Source organism: Arthrobacter sp. TB 23, assembly GCF_000294595.1.
Taxonomy (GTDB): Bacteria; Actinomycetota; Actinomycetes; order Actinomycetales; family Micrococcaceae; genus Arthrobacter_D.
On the sequence record NZ_ALPM01000041.1, the window covers coordinates 1 to 23,098 of the forward strand.

The 23,098-nt window shown below is 58.7% G+C and carries 23 protein-coding genes and 2 tRNA genes; 10 read left to right on the forward strand and 15 right to left on the reverse strand.

Annotated features, from left to right (window positions below; translation table 11 throughout):
* A partial coding sequence (locus tag B384_RS0104960) for a PASTA domain-containing protein (protein WP_019482034.1) occupies positions 1–687 on the forward strand: 687 nt, incomplete at its 5' end.
* Positions 688–729: 42 nt separating this feature from the next.
* On the forward strand, positions 730–2,598 hold the full coding sequence (gene pknB / locus B384_RS0104965) for a Stk1 family PASTA domain-containing Ser/Thr kinase (RefSeq protein ID WP_019482035.1): 1,869 nt from the start codon (positions 730–732) through the stop codon (positions 2,596–2,598).
* Positions 2,599–2,656: 58 nt separating this feature from the next.
* Here the strand turns inward: pknB and B384_RS0104970 are convergent, their stop codons facing one another.
* Positions 2,657–3,301, reverse strand: coding sequence for an aminodeoxychorismate/anthranilate synthase component II (locus B384_RS0104970; protein ID WP_019482036.1), 645 nt, complete (start codon positions 3,299–3,301; stop codon positions 2,657–2,659).
* Positions 3,302–3,584: 283 nt separating this feature from the next.
* Between B384_RS0104970 and B384_RS0104975 the strand changes: the two genes are divergently transcribed.
* The gene (locus tag B384_RS0104975; RefSeq protein WP_019482037.1) at positions 3,585–3,836 is read left to right on the forward strand and encodes a cell division protein CrgA; all 252 of its coding nucleotides are present in this window, start codon (positions 3,585–3,587) and stop codon (positions 3,834–3,836) included.
* A gap of 268 nt (positions 3,837–4,104) precedes the next feature.
* On the opposite strand, the gene B384_RS0104980 is transcribed toward B384_RS0104975, so the two are convergent.
* Together B384_RS0104980 and B384_RS0104985 are read right to left on the reverse strand one after the other, a co-directional pair.
* The gene (locus B384_RS0104980; RefSeq protein WP_019482038.1) at positions 4,105–4,764 is read right to left on the reverse strand and encodes a rhomboid family intramembrane serine protease; all 660 of its coding nucleotides are present in this window, start codon (positions 4,762–4,764) and stop codon (positions 4,105–4,107) included.
* Between the two features lie 217 nt (positions 4,765–4,981).
* Entirely contained in the window at positions 4,982–5,524 is a 543-nt protein-coding gene (locus B384_RS0104985; protein WP_019482039.1) for a peptidylprolyl isomerase, read from the reverse strand.
* Positions 5,525–5,695: 171 nt separating this feature from the next.
* Here B384_RS0104985 and B384_RS17800 point away from each other — a divergent pair, with 171 nt between their 5' ends.
* Complete coding sequence (locus B384_RS17800) at positions 5,696–6,544, forward strand: hypothetical protein (RefSeq protein ID WP_019482040.1); 849 nt, start codon at positions 5,696–5,698, stop codon at positions 6,542–6,544.
* 99 nt (positions 6,545–6,643) lie between these two features.
* Positions 6,644–7,513 carry a glycosyltransferase gene (locus B384_RS17805; protein ID WP_019482041.1) on the forward strand — a complete coding sequence of 290 codons (870 nt, stop codon included), beginning with the start codon at positions 6,644–6,646 and terminating at the stop codon, positions 7,511–7,513.
* On the opposite strand, the gene B384_RS0105000 is transcribed toward B384_RS17805, so the two are convergent.
* The 12 genes from B384_RS0105000 to dnaA form a co-directional block, all read right to left on the reverse strand.
* Positions 7,510–8,421: a DMT family transporter gene (locus tag B384_RS0105000; RefSeq protein ID WP_019482042.1), complete on the reverse strand. Its 912-nt coding sequence runs from the start codon at positions 8,419–8,421 to the stop codon at positions 7,510–7,512. The genes B384_RS17805 and B384_RS0105000 overlap by 4 nt on opposite strands.
* 78 nt (positions 8,422–8,499) lie before the next feature.
* Positions 8,500–8,572, reverse strand: a tRNA-Ala gene (locus B384_RS0105005).
* A gap of 36 nt (positions 8,573–8,608) precedes the next feature.
* Entirely contained in the window at positions 8,609–8,725 is a 117-nt protein-coding gene (locus B384_RS21000) for a DLW-39 family protein (RefSeq protein WP_237715235.1), read from the reverse strand.
* A gap of 41 nt (positions 8,726–8,766) precedes the next feature.
* Positions 8,767–8,840: transfer RNA gene (locus B384_RS0105010), tRNA-Ile, on the reverse strand.
* An 86-nt stretch (positions 8,841–8,926) separates the two neighbouring features.
* On the reverse strand, positions 8,927–9,463 hold the full coding sequence (locus B384_RS0105015; RefSeq protein ID WP_019482043.1) for a DUF3566 domain-containing protein: 537 nt from the start codon (positions 9,461–9,463) through the stop codon (positions 8,927–8,929).
* Entirely contained in the window at positions 9,460–12,081 is a 2,622-nt protein-coding gene (gene gyrA / locus B384_RS0105020) for a DNA gyrase subunit A (RefSeq protein ID WP_019482044.1), read from the reverse strand. Before gyrA ends, B384_RS0105015 begins: the two co-directional genes overlap by 4 nt.
* A 70-nt stretch (positions 12,082–12,151) precedes the next feature.
* Positions 12,152–14,221 carry a DNA topoisomerase (ATP-hydrolyzing) subunit B gene (gene gyrB / locus B384_RS0105025; RefSeq protein ID WP_019482045.1) on the reverse strand — a complete coding sequence of 690 codons (2,070 nt, stop codon included), beginning with the start codon at positions 14,219–14,221 and terminating at the stop codon, positions 12,152–12,154.
* Positions 14,222–14,515: 294 nt separating this feature from the next.
* Complete coding sequence (locus tag B384_RS0105030; RefSeq protein ID WP_024475661.1) at positions 14,516–15,055, reverse strand: DUF721 domain-containing protein; 540 nt, start codon at positions 15,053–15,055, stop codon at positions 14,516–14,518.
* A gap of 22 nt (positions 15,056–15,077) precedes the next feature.
* Complete coding sequence (gene recF, locus B384_RS0105035) at positions 15,078–16,253, reverse strand: DNA replication/repair protein RecF (RefSeq protein ID WP_019482047.1); 1,176 nt, start codon at positions 16,251–16,253, stop codon at positions 15,078–15,080.
* Positions 16,254–16,263: 10 nt separating this feature from the next.
* Positions 16,264–17,229: a phosphogluconate dehydrogenase (NAD(+)-dependent, decarboxylating) gene (gene gnd, locus B384_RS0105040; RefSeq protein WP_337459689.1), complete on the reverse strand. Its 966-nt coding sequence runs from the start codon at positions 17,227–17,229 to the stop codon at positions 16,264–16,266.
* Positions 17,225–18,346, reverse strand: coding sequence for a DNA polymerase III subunit beta (dnaN, locus tag B384_RS0105045; RefSeq protein ID WP_026040980.1), 1,122 nt, complete (start codon positions 18,344–18,346; stop codon positions 17,225–17,227). The genes gnd and dnaN overlap by 5 nt, the downstream gene beginning before the upstream one ends.
* Positions 18,347–18,800: 454 nt before the next feature.
* Entirely contained in the window at positions 18,801–20,246 is a 1,446-nt protein-coding gene (gene dnaA, locus B384_RS0105050) for a chromosomal replication initiator protein DnaA (RefSeq protein WP_050994850.1), read from the reverse strand.
* 394 nt (positions 20,247–20,640) lie between these two features.
* Between dnaA and rpmH the strand changes: the two genes are divergently transcribed.
* The 5 genes from rpmH (at position 20,641) to B384_RS0105065 (ending at position 23,088) form a co-directional block, all read left to right on the forward strand.
* A complete protein-coding gene (rpmH, locus tag B384_RS19975) occupies positions 20,641–20,778 on the forward strand; it encodes a 50S ribosomal protein L34 (protein ID WP_022892375.1) in 138 nt (45 codons plus the stop codon).
* Between the two features lie 82 nt (positions 20,779–20,860).
* The gene (gene rnpA, locus B384_RS19980; RefSeq protein ID WP_083850837.1) at positions 20,861–21,214 is read left to right on the forward strand and encodes a ribonuclease P protein component; all 354 of its coding nucleotides are present in this window, start codon (positions 20,861–20,863) and stop codon (positions 21,212–21,214) included.
* Positions 21,211–21,558, forward strand: coding sequence for a membrane protein insertion efficiency factor YidD (gene yidD / locus B384_RS0105055; protein WP_019482051.1), 348 nt, complete (start codon positions 21,211–21,213; stop codon positions 21,556–21,558). Before rnpA ends, yidD begins: the two co-directional genes overlap by 4 nt.
* Positions 21,559–21,571: 13 nt before the next feature.
* The gene (yidC, locus tag B384_RS0105060; protein WP_019482052.1) at positions 21,572–22,534 is read left to right on the forward strand and encodes a membrane protein insertase YidC; all 963 of its coding nucleotides are present in this window, start codon (positions 21,572–21,574) and stop codon (positions 22,532–22,534) included.
* On the forward strand, positions 22,531–23,088 hold the full coding sequence (locus B384_RS0105065; protein ID WP_019482053.1) for a Jag family protein: 558 nt from the start codon (positions 22,531–22,533) through the stop codon (positions 23,086–23,088). Before yidC ends, B384_RS0105065 begins: the two co-directional genes overlap by 4 nt.
* Positions 23,089–23,098: the final 10 nt, after the last annotated feature.

Below are 23,098 nucleotides of genomic sequence, written 5' to 3' on the forward strand. Positions count from 1 at the left end.
GGCGGGAGCCCCTGGCTGATTCCGTTGATTCTCCTGTTTTTGTTGGTAGGACTTGGCGTCGGGCTGTTTTTCCTCTGGCCCGTTCTGACCGGGGCTGACGACGACCCCAGTACCCCCCCGGCCACCACTACGACCACAACCTCGCCTAGCGCGACACCGTCCGAGACGGAATCGGAAACCCCCTCCGAACCGCCCACAACCGAACCCGTTGAGACCGCAGAGCCTGAAATTGTCATTAGTGCCGCTCAGTTCGAAGGCCGCCCGGTCGATGAAGTGGTTGCCGAACTCGGTGCCCTCGGCCTGGCGGTCTCGACCGAGCAGGAAGAATCCGACATAGCAGAAGGCCTCGTCCTCAGTGTCAGCCCGGTGGGAACCCTTGCGCGTGGTGCAGCAGTGACGGTCACCTCCTCCTCTGGACCTGCGCCGGTTGAGGTGCCATCAGGTCTGGTGGGCTCCACTGAACAGGAAGTCCAGCAAGCCCTGCTCAATGCGGGCCTGCAACCAGCCAATGCTGGACAAGAGGAATCCGAGGAGCCTGCCGGAACTGTGCTGAGTGTGGACCCCAGCGAAGGTTCGGAAGTTGAACCCGGCAGCGCCGTCAACTACGTGGTGTCTTCCGGACCTCCGCAGACCACCCCGCCACCCGAAGAAACCACCAGCCCCCCACCCACCACCGAAGCGCCCTAACGCGCTTCCCTCACTATTCAGATGCAGGCGGAAGGCGGACAAGTGACCACTGACAGGGTCCTGAACGGGCGTTACGAAGTAGGTGAGCTCATTGGCCGTGGAGGGATGGCCGATGTGCACCTCGGTCGTGACATCCGGCTGGGCCGGTCCGTGGCAATCAAACTGTTGCGTCAGGACCTGGCCCGGGACCCTCTGTTCCAGTCCCGTTTCCGACGGGAAGCACAGGCAGTCGCCGCATTGAACCACCCCACCATCGTGTCCGTCTATGACACCGGCGAAGAAGAAATCGCCGGGCGTTCAGTAGACGACGTGAAGGTCCCGTTCATCGTGATGGAGTACGTTGCGGGACGGACACTTCGCGATCTCATTCGCGCGGGGGAGCTGACCCTCGACCAGTCAGCCGAGCACATGGTGGGCGTGCTGTCGGCACTGGAGTACAGCCACAAGGCGGGTATTGTGCATCGCGATATCAAACCCGCGAACGTGATGATCACGCCGGAGGGAAACGTCAAGGTGATGGACTTCGGTATTGCCCGGGCCATCGCCGACTCCGCTGCCACCATGACCCAAACCCAGGCCGTCATCGGCACCGCCCAGTATCTCTCGCCTGAACAGGCCAGGGGCGAGACCGTTGACGCGCGCAGTGACCTGTACTCGGCTGGATGCCTGATGTACGAACTGTTCACCGCTCGTCCGCCGTTCATCGGCGACAGCCCGGTTTCAGTGGCGTACCAGCACGTCCGGGAAGTACCCAAACCGGCCAGTCAGTTCAACCCCGAAGTCTCACCGGCACTCGATGCGGTATTGCACCGGGCCCTTGAAAAAGACCGTCAGGACCGTTACCAGGACGCTGTGGCCTTCCGGGTTGCATTGCAGCAGGCCCGCAAGGGTGTTGTTCCTACTACCCAGCCCCAGGAACGCGCCACCGAGGCACTATCGACCCTACCCGCGGCTGCCGTTTCGGCCGCCGGGGCTGAGGGCCCGCAGACCCGCGCCATGGCGAAGGTGCTGGCCGGCGGGTCGATGAGTTCGGGTCCCCTCACGGAAGATCAGCCTCCACTGTCGATTTCTCGGACGTTTAACGCCGACCGCGATGCCGACGAAGACCGCCGTCGTGCGGCCCGGCGGGCGTGGACCACAACATTTTTTATCATCGTGGCACTGGTTCTCGCCGGTGGGACGTTTGTGTTGTTGAACCTCCTTAACTCCGAGCCAGAGGGTCCGGTGCTGCAGGCGGTACCGACCGTCGAGGGCATGACTCAGGATGAGGCAGCCAATGCCATCTTCGCTGCCGACCTGCGCCCACAGTTTGACGAGGATTTCAGCGACTCCGTCGATCCCGGTTTGGTAATCGATTCGGACCCGGGGGCGGGGGAAGAGGTGGAACCCGGCTCAACAGTTAACGTCACCATTTCCGAGGGCCCCTCCGAGGCGATCATTCCCGAGAACATCATTGGCATGACCGAGTCGTCAGCCAGGGATGCGTTATCCTCAGCCGGCCTCAGCGGCGGCGCGGTGACCCAGGAGAACAGCGCAACGGTTCCGGCCGACCGTGTGATCTCCACCAGCCCCGGGGCAGGAGAGTCAGTGCCGATCGGATCCGATATCGACCTGGTGTTATCTACCGGGTTGGTCGAAGTGCCGCGTTTGATCGAATTGACTACGGAAGAAGCGATAGCGCAGTTGGAGGATCCGGCGAAGGGTTTGACCTACCGCATTGAAGAAGTAGAAAACGCCGTTGTGGACCCCGACACTGTCACCAAGCAGAGTGCAGAACCCGGTTCGGTGGTCGCGCCGGGCACGCAAATAGTGATTACCGTAGCCGTTGCTCCCGAACCCGAGGACGACCCGTCAGTAGACCCTGAGCCGACTCCTGCCCCGACGCCGCCGGAAGAGACTGCAGAGCCCTAGCTCAGGACTGTCAACCTTGGCTCTGGACTGCAAAGCCTAGCTTTCCGGGTCGCTGGACCTATTTGGAAATCAGCGGGCTCAGGGTTGACGACTTCTCAGCGGCCCCGACCAGACCCAGTGACTCAAGCCAGTTGCCGAGCATGCGATATCCGCCCTCGGTCAACACGGACTCTGGGTGAAACTGCACCCCACACAGCGGAGCAGTTCGGTGCTCCAACCCCATGATGATGCCGCTTGCCGTGCGCGCTGTGACCACCAGATCTGGTGGAACCACATCACTGACCGCGGCAAGCGAGTGGTAGCGGGTCGCGGTAAACGGCGACGGCAGCCCCGTAAAGATGCTCCCTGCCTCGTGTTCCACCAGGGATGTCTTGCCGTGCATCAGCTCTGGCGCATGGGTGACGGTGCCACCGAAGGCCTCCGCCAACGCCTGATGCCCCAGACAGACCCCGAGCATCGGTGTTGAACTGGTACCGCACCACTTGATCATCTCGACGCATATCCCGGCATCGGCGGGTGTCCCTGGGCCCGGCGAAATCAGCACACCGTCACGCACCTCCGCGAGAGCTATCGCCTCAGCCAGGGTGACGTCGTCGTTCCTCACCACAGTGGTTTCGGCGCCCAACTCCTGCAGGTAGCCGACCAGGGTATAAACAAAGCTGTCGTAGTTGTCGATGACCAGAATGCGGGTGGTTTTGCTCATAGCGCTCGTGAAATGCCCGTCGTTGAACTCTTGCGGCCTGTTGTACCTTGATCACCAGCAACGTGCTCCACTGGTATGTCCCGCACTGCGCGCAGGCTGCCAGTACCCCACCTGGGTGGGGTACTGCGCCCCAGCACCGGTTCAGTGGTTAGAATTGTGCGGAACCGTGCTGATGACATTGATCCTTTTTTCAGGATAGCTTGCGTCATCGCCGACTGCCGAGCCCTTGTGAGGGTAAACACTAAGGCGTTGCCACTGTGGCTTCGCCTCTCTAGGAGGACCAGTGCCCGAGTCGAAGTCCCGCAAGAACAGGAAACCGAGTCAGTCCAGCACCGCTGCCTCCGCCGAGCGGAAGCCCAATCCGGTCTGGTACAAACCCGTCATGTTCGGGTTGATGATTCTGGGGTTGCTGTGGATCATCGTCTACTACGTATCTGAGGCACGCTTCCCTATTCCCTCAATCGACTCGTGGAATATCATGATCGGATTCGGCCTGGCGATCATCGGGTTTCTGATGACGACGAAGTGGCACTGACCCACGCTTCCCCACAACCACTTCCCTGACGCGTCCGCACTGGTAGTGGGACAGAGCCAATTTCGGTCCCTGTCCCTTAGTTACTGCGGACGCGTTTGCCGTTAAGGCGGACTCGTACACACGTTGTGCACTAAGTTATCCACAGCTGTGGGTAACTTTGCTGGGATGAGGTCTGAAGGTGGACGTTTTCGGCCCCATGCTTATCCACAGCTGTGGAATTACATGTGTGTAAGTTATCCCCGCTGTTGATAAACCTTGTGGACAACTTCTAACCCAGCGGTAGTTGTACGAGTGCCGAGCCGAGAATCGTCAAGGCTACGAGCAGCACAGCCAGACCCGCCAGACCTCCCCAGTGGATCAGGGACCGGTTCTTCCCCTTGGGGGCGTAGGCGATGATTGCGGCGGCTGCGGTTCCGGTGAGTAGCCCACCAAGATGCGCCTGCCAGGAGATCCCAGGAACCACGAAGCCCAATACGCCGTTGATGGCGATCAGGACCACGAGTTGACGCACGTCGCCACCTCTGCGGCGCTGGACTATCAACATCGCGCCAAACAAGCCGAAGACGGCGCCTGATGCTCCCACCACGGATTGCAGGGGGTTGGAGAGCAGGAGTACTGCCACGGATCCGCCAAACGCGGACAACAGGTAGAGAGCGAGGAAACGGGTACGCCCCAGCAACGGTTCCAGTGCTTGCCCCATGATCCAGAGCGCGTACATGTTGAAAGCGATGTGGAGCAGGAACCCGGTGGAGTGCAGGAACGCGGCCGTCAGCATTCGCCAAGGTTCAGGTGACAGGTATTCGGAGGTATAGAGGGGGGCATAGGCCAGTGCTCCGGTCAGCCCGGGGATGACCATTTGCAGCAGGAAGAGCACCGCGCAGATGCCGATGATTGAAAAGGTGAGAATAGGCTTCCCTTGCCTGGCCACACCGCCGAATATGGTTCGCTGGGTGGGAACGTTCCGCGCACTTTCCCTCACACAGTCAACACACTGAATCCCGACGGCAGCCGGTCGGTGGCACTCCGGGCACGCAGGTCTGCCACACCGCTGGCAGCGGACGTAGCTGACACGGTCTGTGTGTCGGGGGCACACGGGGACTTCCTGCTGCGGCTGGTCCGCCGGGATTCCGTATGTCATTGGTGTTTTAGAGCTGTTCTACCGTGATCGAGTTGATGACAACATCTTCCAGTGGCTTGTCCCGTGCATCGGTGGGAATCGCGTTCAGCTGCTCGACGATGGTGCGCGAAGCTTCGTCGGTGACGTCACCGAAGATGGTGTGCTTCCCCTGGAGCCAGGTGGTTGGGACCGAGGTGATGAAGAACTGTGAACCGTTGGTACCGCGGCCACCCTGGATTCCTGCGTTCGCCATGGCCAGCTTGTAGGGCGCAGTGAAATCCAGATCTGGGTTGATCTCATCATCGAACTGGTAACCCGGTCCGCCGATACCCTGACCTAGTGGGTCTCCACCCTGAATCATGAAATCCTTGATGACCCGATGAAAAATCGTCCCGTCGTACAACGGCTTGGTGGATTCCTCGCCGCTCTGCGGGTGGGTCCAGGCCTTTTCACCCGTGGCGAGGCCCGTGAAGTTCTGCACGGTTTTCGGCGCGTGGTTCCCAAAGAGGTTCACCTTGATGTCGCCGAGGTTGGTGTGGATAGTTGCTTGTGCTGTTGCAATAGCTGTCATACCTCCATTCTTTCATGCGCCCTCTGGTAAACCACTGAGATTGAGCTGTTCCGCGCACAGTGAAAAATCGTCGGGGACACCGCGAACGAATAGCACGTCATTGCGATACCCCGTAGGCTGACAGTCAACAGTCACTATTCCCGGGAGGCAGATGTGAAGAAGAACAAACGTATGACCCGCGACCTCGAGAAGAGCGTCGTAACGAGTGCCGAAGCCGCACGGGACTGGGCAGCTCCACGCGTGGATGCCGCCTACAACTGGGTTGCACCACGGATCGAAAAGGGTTACGGATCTGCGTCGCCGATGATCCAGCACGGAGTACAGCGTGCCGCACACGGCATTTCCGACGGTATCTCCACCGTCACCCCACGTATTCAGGACGGCCTGGATAAGGTTGCTCCGCGTATTTCACAGGTGGTTGATACCACCACCCCGCACATCCAGAAGACCCTCGACCGCGCAGCTCCAGCGATCACCGGTGCTCGTGACAAGGTAGTTGGCGATTATTTGCCGACCCTGTCCCACAAACTGGGAGACGCCGCTGACAGCGTGTCCCGTTCCCTGTCCGGCGCAACGATCCCTGAACCGGTGAATCGGGCGGTTACCAAGGTCACCGGAGACAAGAAGACGGTGAAAAAGGCCCAGAAGGCTGCAGCAGCCGCCGCCATGAAAGCCTCGCGCGATCTTAAGAAGCGGCAGAAGAGCGGCAGCAAGGGCTGGCTGATCTTCGGTATCATCGCCGCAGCGATTACCGCTGGCGTTGCCGTCTGGCGGGCTTCCAAGCCGGTCGAGGACCCCTGGAAAACCCCCGTCAAGGTGGATACCAAGCCCGCAGGTGAGGCTGAGCGCGCTGAGGAGGCGAAGAAGGTTGTCGCTGACATCAAGGAGGCCGCCGATCGGGCGGCAGCCAAGGCTGGCAACGCTGCCGACGAGACGTCAGATGCAGCGAAGTCCGCTGGTACAGCAACGACCGGCAAGGTCGCTGATGCAGCAGAAGACGCGAAGGATGCGACCAAATAGTCATTTGGCCTAGCTTGAAAGGAAAGGCGGTTCTTCGGAGCCGCCTTTCCTTTTTTCATTCATGCCGTAACCGGGACCCACGGTGGTAGATTGACGGCCGTGCACCCTCTCCAGAACGCCGTCTCTATCGTCATTCCGGCGTATAACGAGGAAAGTGTCATCAGGCAGTGTTTGATCGCGGCCATCTACCAATCGGTACCAGCCGACGAAATCCTAGTGATCGACAACCGCTCCACCGATGGCACCTGCCGAATTGTGCGGCAGATGCAGTTGGAGTATCCCGAAAGCCCGATCAAGCTTCTTCAGCATTCAGCCGAACAGGGGTTGATACCAACCCGCAATTTCGGATTTGATAGCGCGTCTGGCAACATCATCGGGCGAATTGACGCTGACTCCGTGTTGGAGCCCGACTGGGTGGAGAAGGTCCTTGCGGGCTTCGCTGACTCCGATGTTGCCGCCGCGACTGGCCCAGTGGTCTATTACGACATGCCGATGCGGCGCTGGGGTTTGCTTGCCGATGACAAGATCCGCCAACTAATCCTCAAGTTGGCCCGTAATCAATACCACTTCCTCTTCGGCTCCAACATGGCTATCCGCCGGACAGCCTGGGAACAGATTCGTGAGTCCACCTGCCGGGACGAGGCGGACGAAATGCACGAGGATATCGACCTTTCGCTCCACCTGGCCGAACACGATCTGGTAATTCGCTACCTGCCGACCATGGTCAGCGGCATGTCGGCGCGTCGACTTGAGGATTCGCCGAAGGATTACCGCTACTACGTGACCCGATTCGATCGCACGTACAAGGCTCACCGCATCAACAAACGAATCCTCAAGGTACCCCCGCTGATTTTCATGTCTATCTACTATCCAGCGAAAATGATCCGTGCTGTTCACTCTGTGCGCGGCCCCAGCCTCCACCGGGGTGGAGCTCCCCAGGCCGCTGGTGAGGGCCCGCAGAGGGGCTAGGTGCCACCCAGCGCGGGCGGTGGAGAGGCCGCGGTTTCCAATGTAGTTCTCTGCCGCGGATTCATTTGCCCGCGGACTACGATAGCCAGGCCCACCAGGATCAGCAGTAACCCGCCATAGGTACCGGCCGGCAGTTGCTCCCCCAGAAAGATTGCCGCAAGCAAGGCTGCCCCAGGGATTTCAAGCAGGATGATCATCGAAACCACCAGCGGGCTCATTACCGCCAGCAAATGATTGAATACCGTGTGACCCATCAGTTGGGCGACCAGCGTGACGGCGAGGATCCCCACCCATGCTGCCGGTGAGAATCCCACTAGTGGCTGCCTGAAGATCAGGCACATAACGAGCAGGATGAGTGCGCACCCTCCGTAACACAGGGTGGTGTAGGTGCCCGTGGACATGGTCTTCCGGGCGCTCGCCCCGGCCATCTGATAAATACCAGCCAGGGCCCCGCCAGCCAGGGCCAAAAGGTCACCGATGATCGCATCCTGGGAGAGGGTCAGATCAAAACCAGTGATGACGACGACGCCGAGCAGCGCCACACTCAGACCCACAACCACCTTGGTAGCCGGCTTCGAACCCTGGATCGCGTTAAAGAGCGCGATCCAGGCCACTTGAAGGCAGACCAGCGCGGTGGCAGCCGCTACGGAGGTCAGTTTCAACGCGGTAATAAAGCAGGCAAAGTGGAGGGCCAAAGCGGTGGCGGCGATCGCGAGCCGCACGAAGTCGGATCGTCGCAGGGCCTTGAACTCATGCCGCTTGGAAAGTGCCGCGGGTCCGCCCATCACCAGCGCACCGATCGCGTTGCGCCAGAAGGCTATCGCCAGTGCCGGGGCCACCGTCGCCGCCATAATAGGTCCGGACGCCGCAACGCCCAACACACCCAGAATGGAGAGGAAGATAATCACCCAGTAACACTAATCCACCCGGTGCAGTTCAGTTAAAAAGAAAGGGTTCCGGCCACTGGCCGGAACCCTTTCCCTCGGTGGAGGCACGGGGACTCGAACCCCGAACCCCCTGCTTGCAAAGCAGGTGCGCTACCAATTGCGCCATGCCCCCGATCGGTTGCCTTGACGGCAACCTCACCAGTATAGCCTAGTCAACCGTGTCGGTTGCCTTACTCCATACCGCTCTGTCCCTTTCGGATTCCTGCCACCTTTTATAGGCGAACGCACTTGCTACAGCTGCTGCAATTACCAACAACTTCTTCACAGTGCTTCTCCTATCGCAGTTACCTGCGGGTGATAGGTCCGTGGGCGTACCAGGACTTGAACCTGGGACCTCTTCGTTATCAGCGAAGCGCTCTAACCGCCTGAGCTATACGCCCCGAAGCCTGTTCGGGCCGAAATACGACTTTACAGGAGTATCTCGGCAATCATCAAATCGTCCGGAAACAGGCGTCCCCCGGCAGGGTTAATCGTCGGTGAGGGTAACACCAATTCCGCCAACCAGGGTTGATGAAATGTTGTAAAGGACCGCCGAAAGCATCGCCAGAGCGGTCAAAAGCACCACGTTCACCACCGCGATGATTGTTGCGAAAGAGACCACTTGGCCCAGGGAGGCGAACTGGCGAAGGTCAAAACCGCCACTTTCGGTGCCGGCTATTTCGCGAAGCAGATCATTCACGCCATCGAAAATTCCGGTGAGATCCAAAACCGTCCAAATGACAATGGCCGCGACAACCGTGACAATACCCAGGGCTACGGACAGGAGGAATGACATCTTCAGCACAGACCAAGGGTCAACCTTACTGACCAGGAGTCTCGCCTTGCGGGCCTTGGCCTTGGGCGCTGGTTTCACCAGACCTGGCCGGGCGCCAGCCGGTTTGGATCCTGAAGTGGCACCCGCTGGACGCTGGGGTGGCCGTGCGGGAGCATTCACGCGGGGCCCGGTGCCGGTCTGTTTGACCGATCCTCCGGCTGCCCGTGGGTTTGAGTTAGGCGAACTCACTCGGTACCTCCATTATCTGGTGACTGTGCTTCCAGCTCAGCCGTCTCTTCTGAGGTCAACGGTACTTCATCGGTTGTTGCCCCTGCGGATTCGATGCTCTCCCCCGTCACGTCAACACCCCCGTCGTCGACAGTGAGTCCCCGTTCACTGTTGCGGGCGACGGCTATGATTCGATCCTTTTTGTCAGGCTTTGCGAAGATGACACCCATCGTGTCCCGGCCCTTGGCTGGCACCCCAGTCACCGCTGAGCGCACCACCTTGCCACCACCCATCACGACCAGGACTTCGTCTTCTTCCTGGACAATCAGGGCACCCACAAGGTCTCCGCGTTCCTCCGCGAGCTTGGCAACCTTGATCCCCAGGCCGCCACGACCCTGTACCCGATACTCCTCAACCTTGGTGCGCTTCGCGAACCCACCCTCGGTCACAATGAAAACGAAGGATTCGTCAGTGACCACGTTGGCGGCCAGTAGTTCATCTTCTTCGCGGAACTTCATTCCGGTGACACCCGAAGTTGCCCGACCCATGGGCCGCAAAGCGTCGTTCGTCGCGGTAAACCGGAGGGACTGACCCTTCCTGGAAACGAGCATCATATCGTCGCTCTCGGAGACCAGCTGCGCGGAGACCAGTTCGTCGCCGTCGCGCAGGTTGATCGCGATCACTCCGGCCGTCCGGTTGGTGTCGTAATCCTCAAGTCTGGTCTTCTTCGCGAGTCCGCGCTTGGTTGCCAACACCAGATAAGGGGACTGCTGGTAATCCCGGAGATCGAGCACCTGTGCAATCGATTCGTCGGGTTGGAACGCCAGCAGATTCGCGACATGCTGACCCTTCGCGTCGCGCCCAGCCTCAACCAACTCGTAAGCCTTCGCCCGATACACCCGTCCCAGGTTGGTGAAGAAAAGTAGCCAGTGGTGGGTGGTAGTGACGAAGAAGTGCTCGACTACGTCGTCGCCGCGTAGTTGTGCTCCCTTGATGCCCTTCCCGCCGCGGGCTTGCTGGCGGTAGTTGTCACTACGGGTCCGCTTCACATAGCCGCCGCGGGTGATGGTGACGACCATCTCCTCTTCAGGGATCAGATCTTCCATGCTCATATCCGAGTCGAAACCCATGAGGATCTCAGTGCGCCGGTCATCGCCATGCTTGTCGACTATTTCGCGGAGCTCAGTGGAGACAATATCCCGTTGCAGTTGCTTCGACGCGAGAATCTTCTGGTACTCGGTTATCTCGGCTTCGAGTTTGGCATGCTGGTCCTGGATCTTCTGACGTTCCAGGGCCGCCAGGCGACGCAGTTGCATATCCAGAATTGCCTGAGCCTGGATTTCATCGATCTCGAGCAAGCCCATGAGCCCGTTGCGGGCATCTTCGACCGTCGAGGATCGTCGGATCAGGGCGATTACCTCATCAAGTGCGTCGAGAGCCTTCAGCAGACCCCGCAGAATATGGGCCGCCTCTTCGGCCTTCCGCAACCGGTACTGGGTGCGCCGGACAATAACCTCAAGCTGGTGGGTCACCCAGTGACGAATGAAGGCATCCAGGCTCAGCGTGCGTGGCACATCGTCGACAATAGCCAGCATGTTCGCGCTGAAGTTGTCCTGCAGCTGGGTGTGTTTGTACAGGTTATTCAGGACCACCTTCGCGACGGCGTCCCGCTTGAGCACAACCACCAACCGCTGGCCGGTGCGGCCCGATGTCTCGTCACGAAGGTCGGCGATACCGTTGACCTTCCCGTCCTTGACCAGGTCGGCAATCTTGATCGCCAGATTGTCGGGGTTTGCCTGGTAGGGCAATTCGGTGACAACCAAACAGGTGCGACCCTGAATTTCCTCGACGTTGACGACAGCCCGCATGGTGATCGACCCACGGCCCGTGCGGTAGGCATCCTCGATGCCCTTATGGCCCAGGATTTGCGCTCCGGTGGGGAAATCCGGTCCTTTTATTCGCAGCAGAAGTTCTTCAAGGAGTTCTTCCTTGGTTGCCTCTGGGTTTTCGAGGTACCACTGGACGCCTGAGGCGACTTCGCGAAGGTTATGCGGTGGGATGTTGGTTGCCATGCCGACGGCGATACCCGACGATCCGTTGACCAGCAGGTTGGGGAACCGTGCCGGAAGGATGGTCGGTTCCTGGTTCTTGCCGTCATAGTTGTCCTGGAAATCGACGGTCTCCTCGTCAATATCCCGGACCATTTCCATGGCGAGCGGTGCCATCTTGGTTTCGGTGTAACGAGGCGCAGCAGCACCATCATTACCCGGCGAACCAAAGTTTCCCTGACCCAGGGCGAGCGGGTACCGCATGGTCCAGTCCTGGATGAGCCGGACCAACGCATCGTAGATGGCCGTATCACCATGCGGGTGGTACTGCCCCATGACCTCGCCCACCACGCGCGCACACTTGTTGAAGGATCGGTCCGGTCGGTAGCCGCCGTCGAACATCGCGTAGAGAACCCGCCGGTGGACGGGCTTCAGCCCGTCACGGACGTCGGGAAGCGCCCGCCCAACAATCACTGCCATCGCATAATCCAGGTACGACCGCTGCATTTCCGTCTGCAGGTCGACTTGCTCTATTCGATCGGAGAGGACCCGTCCTTCGAGGGGGAGATCGGGTGTTTCTTCGTCGCTCATACGTCAGTTCCGTTCAGTTCTAAGTGCCAAGGCGTTGGAGATGGCGATTACCGTCGATCGCCGAAACTCCCTAAATGTCGAGGAATCTAACGTCCTTCGCGTTCTGCTGGATGAAGTTCCGTCGTGATTCAACGTCTTCACCCATCAGGACCGAGAAAATCTGATCCGCTGCGGCCGCATCGTCGACCGTCACCTGAAGCAGGGTGCGATTGTCGGGGTCCATGGTGGTTTCCCAAAGCTCGGTGTAGTTCATCTCCCCGAGCCCCTTGTACCGCTGTACACCGTTGTCCTTGGGCAATCGCTGGTTGTTGGCCAAGCCCATTTTGATGACTTCATCCCTCTCACGGTCGCTGAACACGTAGGAGTGGGTCGCGTTGGACCATTTGATCCTGTAGAGCGGTGGCTGCGCCAGATAGACGTAGCCGTTCTCGATCAGGGGGCGCATATAGCGGAACAACAAGGTCAACAGCAGCGTGGTGATGTGCTGCCCATCAACGTCGGCGTCGGCCATGAGAACGATCTTGTGATAACGCGCCTTGGCGACGTCGAAATCCTCACCGATCCCGGCACCAAAGGCTGTGATCATGGCCTGGACTTCACTGTTCCCTAGCGCACGATCAAGCCTGGCTCGTTCAACGTTGAGGATCTTGCCGCGCAGCGGCAGGATGGCCTGGGTATCGGGGTTACGTCCACGGACGGCCGAACCGCCTGCAGAGTCGCCCTCGACGATGTAGATTTCAGACTTCGATGGGTCCTTCGATTGGCAGTCCTTGAGCTTTCCGGGCATCCCACCGGATTCGAGCAGACCTTTGCGTCGGGTGGATTCACGAGCCTTGCGCGCTGCGAGCCGTGCCTGCGCCGCTTGAATCGATTTGCGGATGACGTCTCTGGCAGGGCCGGGGTTCCGTTCCAACCAGTCGCCCAGCTGATCGGTGACTACGCGCTGGACAAAGCCTTTGGCTTCGGAATTCCCCAGCTTGGTCTTCGTCTGTCCTTCGAACTGTGGTTCGGAGAGCTTCACCGAGATGACCGCGGTCAGTCCTTCTCGAATATCATCACCGGTCAGGTTTTCGTCTTTTTCCTTGATGATGTTCTTGTCTCGCGCGTACCGGTTGATCAATGAAGTCATGGCCGCGCGGAAACCCTCTTCGTGGGTGCCACCCTCGTGCGTATTGATCGTGTTCGCGTAGGTGTGGACACTTTCCGAATAGGCGCTGGTCCACTGCATTGCTACTTCGACTGCGATCTTGCGGTCGGTGTCTTCGGTCTCGAATCCGATGACGTCCTCATGGATGACGTCCACACGCTTTGCCGAGTTCAGGTGATTGACGTAATCAAGCAGCCCGTTCTCGTACATGTAGTCAACCTGGCGGTGCTTCGGCGTATCCTCGCCGGAGGTCCCTGCATCCGACGTTTCAGCGATCTCCTCGGTTTCCACCTCGTCAACCCGTTCGTCGACCAGGATAATCCGAAGCCCCTTGTTGAGGAACGCCATTTGCTGGAAGCGGGCCCTTAGTGTTTCGAAGTCGAACTCCACCGTCTCAAAAATGGAGGCGTCCGGGTAGAACGTCTGGGTGGTTCCCGTTTCGGTGGTTTCAGCTCCACGGCGGAGCTCTCCTACCGGCTTTCCGCCATCAGCGAAGGACTGGTTCCAGACATACCCCTGACGCTTCACCTCGGTTTCCACCCGGGAGGACAAAGCATTGACTACGGAGATGCCTACCCCATGGAGACCGCCAGACACGGCATACCCACCACCACCGAACTTTCCGCCGGCATGCAGGATGGTCATGACGACCTCGACGGTGGGGCGCCCCTCAGTGGGGTGCATATCAACAGGGATGCCACGGCCGTTATCAACCACCCGGACACCGCCATCAGCCTGTAGCGTCACCCTGATGGTGTCGCAATACCCGGCAAGAGCCTCATCGACAGAGTTGTCGACCACCTCATTCACCAGATGATGGAGGCCTCGGGGGCCGGTCGAACCGATATACATGCCGGGTCGTTTACGAACCGCTTCAAGACCCTCGAGGACGCTGATATCGCTTGCGTCGTATCCGGTGGTCCCATTTTGGGCTCCTGCAGCGGACTGCGGATTGCCCTGGGTTTTGGCGTCCAGCTCGTTGTCATTAGCCACAGGCGCTGTCGGCTCCTCAAAGGTAGGAATCTGGGTCAAAAAAAGCTTCGCTGTTGACACCTGCGGAGCAGGTAACAGATCGAAGGCATCCCCTCAGGAATGCCATTTCCCATCATTCTACCTTGCCGTCGTGGACAATACCTCACTGAACAGGCCTCTAATGGCGAATAAAGCCGCATATAAGCCGTCGGGAGGGCGGCAGCTAAGGCCGGATACCTCCAGCGGGGAGTTCAGGGCCCTACACGGCGTTTACCGAACTGGCAATAGACCCATCCCTCGGAGTCCTACAGGGCCTTATCCATAGGTGTCGCGTGGCCCTCTTCCCTTGACGGACCGGCCACCTTTCCTCCAGTTGGGGGAAGCCGGCCCGAGTACCGAGATGCGGGTGACGACGCCGCTGCCCAACTCGGCATCAAACCTTTGAATTAGCATCGGGCTGATCAATCTGAGCTGTGTAGCCCAGGCAGTAGAGTCACAGCGAACGAGCACGGTACTCCCGTCAAAACTTTCGGGCCTGCAGTGCAATGCGATCTCCGGTCCGACGAGTTCATCCCACCGGGCAAGCACCGAGCCCACCGCCACTGGGGATTTCCACCCGCGTTCACTAAGCAGCCGACTAAAGACATTTCCCAACCCCTCGGGATCACGGCCCGTATAGGTGATGGACCCTGGCGCCCGCCGTTTGGGGCTTGCCACACCACGCCGTCCGGCGGGTAACCGGGTGTTTCCGCGGCTTCGTGAGGCATCGCGGACTCTGTTCAACAATGATTGCGGAGCATCCAGATAGGGTTCCCCGCCCCCAGCCTGATCGTCTTCGGGCGAGTCTTCCGGCACGGTTCCCTCCGGACGAGGGTTCCTAGGTTCCACTACTGACCAGGCCTCCCGGCACCACCTGGAACTGGTGTCCTACTAGGGATTCGGGAATATCATCGCTGACAGCAGCAGTAACCAGGACCTGTTCAGCTCCACCGACGATTGCCGCAAGTTTCTTCCGCCTACTGGCGTCCAACTCAGCGAACACATCGTCGAGAATGAGCACGGGGGTTGCTCCGGGGGTGTGGTCATCCTCAATCAAGAGATAATACGACCCCAGTCTGAGGGCGAGAGCCAGCGACCAGGTTTCACCATGTGAGGCATACCCCTTGGCAACGGTCCCACCGAGCACGAGGTCGACATCATCCCGATGGGGTCCAACGAGCGATATCCCGCGGTCAAGCTCCTTCTTCCGGTGGACCAGAAGCACTGCGATAAATTTCTCGGTCAGTTCTTCCACACTTAATGAACTCAAGGTGTCATCTTCGCTGGCACCCCCGCCGTCGTCGTCGGCTCCCGACAGGGACGACCGGTACGTCGCTACCGCAACCTTGGATCCGTCGGTGAGCTGGTGATATGCCCGCTCCAGATGCGGCTTTAGCTGACCCAGCACGACGAGTCGGGCATGCAATAACCTGGCGCCAGCTTCCGCGAGGTGCTGATCCCATACATCGAGCGTCGCTTCATGGGAGGCAGTGAACTTTCCGCTGGCCCGTGCCGATTTCAGCAATGCATTCCGCTGTTTGAGCACCCGCTCATAGTCGGCGCTGATTCCCGCCCGGTGTGGGAGCAGAGTCACCATCAGATCATCCAGAAATCGCCGCCGGTTGGAAGGATCACCTTTCACCAGTGCAAGGTCTTCCGGCGCAAAAAGTACAGTACGGAGGATGCCAGCCGCGTCGCTCGCCCTGACCGGGTTCGCACGATTTATCCGTGCGCGGTTACTCCGATCAGCGTTGATCTCAACCTCGACGCTGGTGGTTTGGGTTCCGCGAACCAGTCTTCCCCTGACCAGAGCACGCTCCGCGTTGAACGCGATCAGGGGTTTGTCTGAGCTCACCCGGTGCGAGGAAAGAGAAGCGAGATAGCCGATGGCCTCGACGATATTTGTCTTGCCCACGCCGTTGGGACCTACAAAGACTGTTACTCCCGCTTCCAGCGGCACTTCAACCTGGCTGTAGGTGCGGAAGTCCGTCAGGGACAGATGCTGAACGTACATGATGACCCACTCACGCGGATTCCTTGGGGGTGCGTACTGCATGTCCACCAAATTGGTTTCGGAGTGCAGCCACCATCTTCATCGCGGGGGCATCATCCTGGCGGGAGGAAAATCGTGCAAACAGCGCCGCAGTGATGGCGGGAACCGGAATTTCGCTGGCGATAGCTTCCTCTACAGTCCATCGTCCTTCGCCGGAGTCCTCAACATAACCGGCGATCTTACTCAGCTCCGGATCCTCGTCGAGCGCCTTGACCAGCAGGTCAAGCAACCACGATCGGACGACCGTTCCATGTTGCCAGGCCTGGAAGGTGCCATGAACATCCTTGATGATGTCTTTCGCTGCCAACAGTTCATAACCCTCCGCATAAGACTGCATCAGGCCGTATTCGATCCCGTTGTGAACCATTTTTGCGTAGTGCCCAGCGCCTAGGTCACCGACGTGCACAAAGCTTTCTTCCCGGAGGCCATCCGGACGTAAGGCGTCGAAGACAGGGAGAGCCCGCTGCACATCGGCGTCGGCTCCGCCCGCCATCAGCCCATAGCCATTTTCGAGGCCCCAAACGCCACCGGAAACACCACAGTCGACGAAAGCAATATTCTTTTTCGCAAGCAACGCCGCGTTCTCTTGGTCATCGGTGAAGCGTGAGTTGCCGCCATCAATCACCAGGTCCCCAGGTTCCAGCAGCTCGGCGAGATCGCGGATCACAGATTTGGTGATCTCTCCAGCGGGGACCATCACCCAGATCACGCGCGGTGTCTGGACCGCAGATACCAGACCGTCGAGAGAACCGACGTCTGAAAGATCTGGGTTTCTATCGAATCCGGTAACGGTCAGCCCTTTTCGGCGAAGCCTTTCCCGCATGTTGAAACCCATTTTGCCGAGTCCGATGAGGCCAATGTGCATTTCCGCTTCGCTTCCTGAGGTCGGGGACTGGGACCTAACCGACGTTTCTGTGTCGCTGGTGAACTTATCAATTGGCCATTCGGACCGGCATCAGCAGGTATCGGTAGTCCGTACGGTCTTCCCCGGTCGCGTCTTCCTGTGCGGTGATGACCACGGGCTTCGGGGGTGTGGTGAAGGAGAACCGAACAAATTTGCTGTTGAAGGCGCCCAGGCCCTCGCTGAGATAATGCGGGTTGAAAGCGACCGTGATGTCGTCCCCATCCAAGGTGGCCTCGATTGCTTCAGAGGCCTGGGCGTCTTCGCCCGTACCCGCATCGAGGGTCACCTGTCCTGCGCTGAAGGCCATGCGGACAGCGGTATTTCGTTCGGCAACCAGCGAGACCCTGCGAACTGCCTCGACCAGCACACCGGTCTCGACAGTAGCGTGGATGGGTGTGCTTTCCGGGAACAACGCACGAATCTTGGGGTAGTCGCCATCGACCAGGAGCGATGTAGTTCGGCGTCCCCCGCTTTCAAAGCCGATCAATTCCCGGTCGTTTGAAAGGGCAATGCTCAGATCGCCGGCACTTCCAAGGGTTTTCGCTACTTCGTTGAGTGTTTTGGCCTTTACCAGTGCGCTGGTGGAGATTCCGGGCGTTCTGGGTTTCCAGGACACTTCGCGCAGCGCGAGCCGGTATCGGTCTGTCGCAAGGAGGGTAATCAGGTCATCTTCAATTTCCATCCGCACACCCGTGAGGATGGGCAGTGTGTCATCCCGGCTTGCAGCGATGATGACCTGGGAGACGGCTTGTGAGAAAGCGTCTCCGTCGACAACTCCGCTTACTTCTGGCGGGGTCGGAAGTTCGGGATACTCACCCTCCGGCATTGTTGCCAGGTTGAATCGGCTATTGCGGCAAGTCAACGTCACCTTGGTGCCTTCAGTTTCCACCTCGACAGGGGCCGAAGGAAGGCTACGGCAGATGTCAGCCAAGAGACGCCCGGACACCAGAATGGTCCCCTCTTCAGCTACATCAGCTGGGATCTCGAGCCGCGCAGAAATTTCGTAGTCGAAACTGGCAAGGCTAAGTGTTCCACCGGCTGCCTTAATCAAGAGACCCGACAGCACCGGCACAGGCGGACGGGGGGACAAGGAACGCGCCGTCCAGGTTACGGCCTCAGCTAGAACATCCCGCTCGACTCTGAATTTCACTGAAGGGTGCCGCCTTTCTCAACATAATTCTCGGGAAGATTGCTTGGCCAACGGGGGAAAGGACTCAGCCGGAGGGCAAGGAACTACATTACTCACAGAAAGCTTAGCCTGACTGCCGCCGGGCGGTTTTCGGGAGCTCCGGGTTTGTTTGGCCGGGATTGGATCGTGGGTGGGTGAGCGGGAAAATGTTATTTGGAAGAACCCTTGGATTTAAGGTTCGTAGTCGTAGTAACACCTGTTGAAACTGTGGATAACTGCCTCACACTACGCAGGTACAGGCAACAGCCTGTTGAGAAGTTGTGTATAGAGAAGCCTTGGAGGCGCGGGGGGTTGTGGGGAAAATCCTTGAAAGTTAGCGGGTCCACAGGCTCTGGGGGGTTGTCCTCATTAACATCGCTGTTGTTCGACCAGTTATCCACAGTTCTATCCACACCTGTTAATACCACTGGTGTAGTTAGGCGTCTTTCCGGCGATGTTTGATCCTGTTGGTCAGTTCGGTGACCTGATTGAAGATTGCGCGGCGTTCGGCCATGAGCTCACGGATCTTCCGGTCGGCGTGGATCACTGTGGTGTGATCGCGACCTCCCAGCTCCTGGCCAATCTTTGGGAGTGACATGTCGGTGAGCTCCCTGCAGAGATACATTGCGATCTGCCGCGCGGTCACGAGAGTCCGGGTACGGGATTTACTGCAGAGCTCCTCCATGCTGATCTGAAAGTAGTCGGCAGTTTGGGCCATGATCACGGCGGAGGTGATCTCCTGAGCGCCGTCGTCGGTGATGAGATCTTTGAGAACCACCTCAGCGAGTGTCACGTCCACTGGTTGACGATTCAGGCTGGCGAAGGCCGTGACGCGAATAAGCGCCCCCTCAAGTTCCCGGATATTGGTGGAGATTTTTGATGCGATGTACTCGAGCACATCGTCTGGAGCGCTCATTCCCTCACTGATCGCCTTCTTTCGGAGAATGGCGATTCTGGTTTCCAACTCCGGTGGCTGAATGTCGGTCAACAGACCCCACTCAAACCGTGATCTCATCCGTTCCTCGAACCCTGAGAGCTGTTTTGGGGGTAGATCTGAGGTGATGACCACTTGCTTGTTGTGATTGTGGAGGGCATTGAAGGTGTGGAAGAACTCTTCCTGGGTGCGGTCCTTACCGGAGAGGAACTGGATGTCGTCAATAAGGAGGATGTCGACGTTCCGGTAAGTCTGTTTGAAGCTTGTGCCCTCGTCATCGCGGATCGAGTTGATGAAGTCGTTGGTGAACTCCTCCGAATTGACGTAGCGCACCCGAATTCCTGTGTAGAGATGCCGGGCGTAATGACCGATGGCATGCAGGAGATGGGTTTTACCGAGCCCTGAGTCGCCGTAGATGAACAAGGGGTTGTAGGCCTTGGCGGGCGCCTCTGCAACAGCTACCGCTGCTGCATGGGCAAACCGGTTGGACGAACCGATCACGAAGGTATCGAAGACATACTTCGGGTTGAGGCGACCGAACTCGTGAGAGTTGCTCGGCAGGGTTGGCGCGGGCTTAGCCTCTTCCCTGACTGGTTCTGCGGTTTGTACTGGCTCGCTCTCGTCAACCTCGACCGGTGTGAGTTCGGGGTCGATAACGAAAGCGCACTGCAAATCCTCACGGAACACTTCCCGCAGCGCCTCGTCCAGGGCAGCCTTCAGGTGGGTCTGGAGAACCTCACGGGTCAGTTCGTTCGGGACTGCGACCAGGAGGGTAGTCCCGATCAACCCTTGAGCCTGGGCCAATACAACGAATCCTCGCTGTCTGGGCGTGACCCTCTCATCGTGTTCCAGGGTGCGAATGACCTTGCGCCAGGAACTCCCTACATCATTAATCTCGTCCGGGCCCACAAATACCTCTCCACCATGTCCATCGAAAACGGCCCTCATCCACAGAGTTATGCACAGCTGGTGGATAAACGACCCTTGGGCAAGACTAGAGGATGGGTACTGGAGAAGATAGCTGGTCTACGGGGCTGAGCGGGTGTGCTTTAGGGCCCTCGCCGGACCGTGAGATGGGGCCTTAACCAAGGTTGTCCACAGATTTGTGGATTTAGCCCTCGACCTCTCCCTGCCGCTCGGTTTGACTGGCCTGTGTGCAGTCGCCTAACGTTATGTAGTCCTATATGTCTGCATTCTGCATGCCTGCGAATTGATCGACGATCAAACAAAGCCGCTGGCCTCTGCATCAGCCGCAGATATCAAAACGTCGAATCGCCAGTCTGTTCTTCCCCCTTGTAGCAACGGACCGGACGCATCCTAAGATTGTCTTGGAGTAAATACAGTGAGCAAGCGGACCTTTCAGCCGAATAACCGCCGCCGGGCTAAGAAGCACGGTTTTCGCCTTCGGATGCGCACACGCGCCGGCCGAGCCATCCTTTCAGCGCGCCGCGGCAAAGGCCGCACCGAGCTGTCAGCATAAGCAGCCCCAGCTAGCTTGAAGACGTGGGTTCGCCAGGCGACACATAACGCCACGGCAACCCGGCCGGTTCGGACACTTTGACATGTTGACTCGAATCAACAGGGTCCGAACGGCCTCCGACTTCACCTATACCGTACGTTCCGGCTCCCGCTCTGGGCGCCGGAACTTGGTGTTATATGCGGTAACTACCTCTGCAGATGAACCCAGCAGGTTCGGGTTCATCGTCTCAAAGGGCGTGGGGAACGCAGTGACACGAAACCTCGTTAAGAGGAGACTAAGACAAATGGCTGCGTCAGCCTTATCCCGGCATTCCAGTGGATTGGCGGTGGTGGTTCGAGCGCTGCCGCCTGCCGCTGATGCAACCTGGAGTCAGCTCGCTAGTGACTTCGACCGGGCACTTGATTCGGCATCCAGCAGGAAGAGAGGCAGCACATGACCACGGCTGCCTCTGGCGTTTCGCTGCTCCGTGAATTCCCCGGGAACGTGATGATCGCTGTTTTGAAGGCTTATCGGGTGGTTATTTCCCCGCTATATGGCCAGGTCTGTAGATTTTTCCCCTCCTGCTCCGCCTACGCGCTGGAAGCAGTGACGGTCCATGGAGCGGTCAAGGGCGGCAGTCTTGCCGTTCGTCGGATCTGCCGCTGCCATCCCTGGAACGACGGCGGGGTGGATCACGTGCCTGCCGGCGGAAGATCGTTCCCGGACGGAAAAATACCCAAAATTGTTGTGCTGAATCATCCTGTGATTCCCGCTGATGACGAAAGCCGCTCGGCGGCCTGAGGAGCAAATAGCTATGGACTTCTTCAATACGATCCTCTTCCCGTTCCAGTGGTTGGTGTCGTGGATCATGACGTTCTTCCACGACGGCTTCACCTTCCTCGGCATGGACGCGGCGTCTGGCTGGACCTGGACCCTGTCCATCGTGGGTCTCGTGGTGGTGATCCGTGCGGCCCTCATCCCAGTTTTCGTCAAACAGATTAAAGCTCAGCGCGGCATGCAGGCACTCCAGCCTGATCTGAGGAAACTGCAGAAGAAATACAAGGGTAAGACAGACCAGCTGTCGCGGCAGGCGATGACCCAAGAGCAGATGGCGCTGTATAAGAAGCATGGCACCAACCCGTTCGCGGCCTGTCTCCCCATCCTGATCCAGATGCCGTTCTTCTTTGCACTTTTCACGGTGCTCAACGGTGTGTCCAAGGCATCCGAGACTGGGGAGACAATCGGTGCCATGACCACCGAAGAAGTCCGGCAGTTCGATGACGCATCAATATTCGGCGCACCTCTTTCGTCCACGTTCCTGGGCAGCTTTGGGGACAACGCGAACGTCAGCGTGATCATTCTGTCGGTGATCATGATCCTGGCGATGACCGGGTCACAGTTCATAACGCAGAAACAGATCATGGCGAAGAACATGTCTGAAGAGGCAATGCAAAGCCCCTTTATGCGTCAGCAAAAGCTCATGCTGTACATCCTGCCTTTGGTGTTTGGTATTGGCGGTATCAACTTTCCGATTGGCGTGCTTATTTACTGGACCACGACCAACATCTGGACGATGGCTCAGCAGTTCTATGTGATCCGAAAAATGCCCACTCCAGGGTCGCCTGCGGCGAAGGCGCTTGCCGAACGACGTGCGAAGAAGGGGCTTCCGATGACCCCCCTGCTTGGCGAGAAGAACGCCGATCCAGCGTCTGAAGAGGTCATTGAGACCAAGGGTCAGCGCACACAGCCCCAGCGTAAGAACAGGAAGAAAAAATGACAGCTGAGAGTGCACCGGCGGACGGCGTGGAAGAAGTGGTCGACTCAGTTGGCGAGGCCGGTGATTCATCGGCAACTATCAGTCGGCTCGAGGATGAGGGTGATGTTGCAGCGGATTACCTGGAGGAGCTACTGGACATCGCCGATATCGACGGAGATATCGACATTGAGGTTCGGAACGGGCGTACCTACATCTCTATCGTCTCCGAGGATCCAGACGGTGGCGCACTAAGCGGTTTGGTTGGAAAAGATGGTGAGGTGTTGGAGGCTCTGCAGGAACTGGCTCGGCTCTCGGTTCTCACATCGACGGACAACCGGTCACGACTGGTGCTCGATATTGACGGGTTCCGTGAGGTGCGGGGCAAAGAGCTACGCACCATTGCGGTGGATGCGGTGAACAAGGCCAAGGAATCGGGCGAGGAGGTCGCCCTGGAGCCTATGTCTGCATATGAGCGCAAGATCGTTCATGATGTGGTCGCGGAGCTCGGCTCGATCAGCGAGTCGGAAGGTGAAGGGTCCGGGCGGCATATCGTTGTCTCACCGGCGGATTCCTAGGAATCCGGGA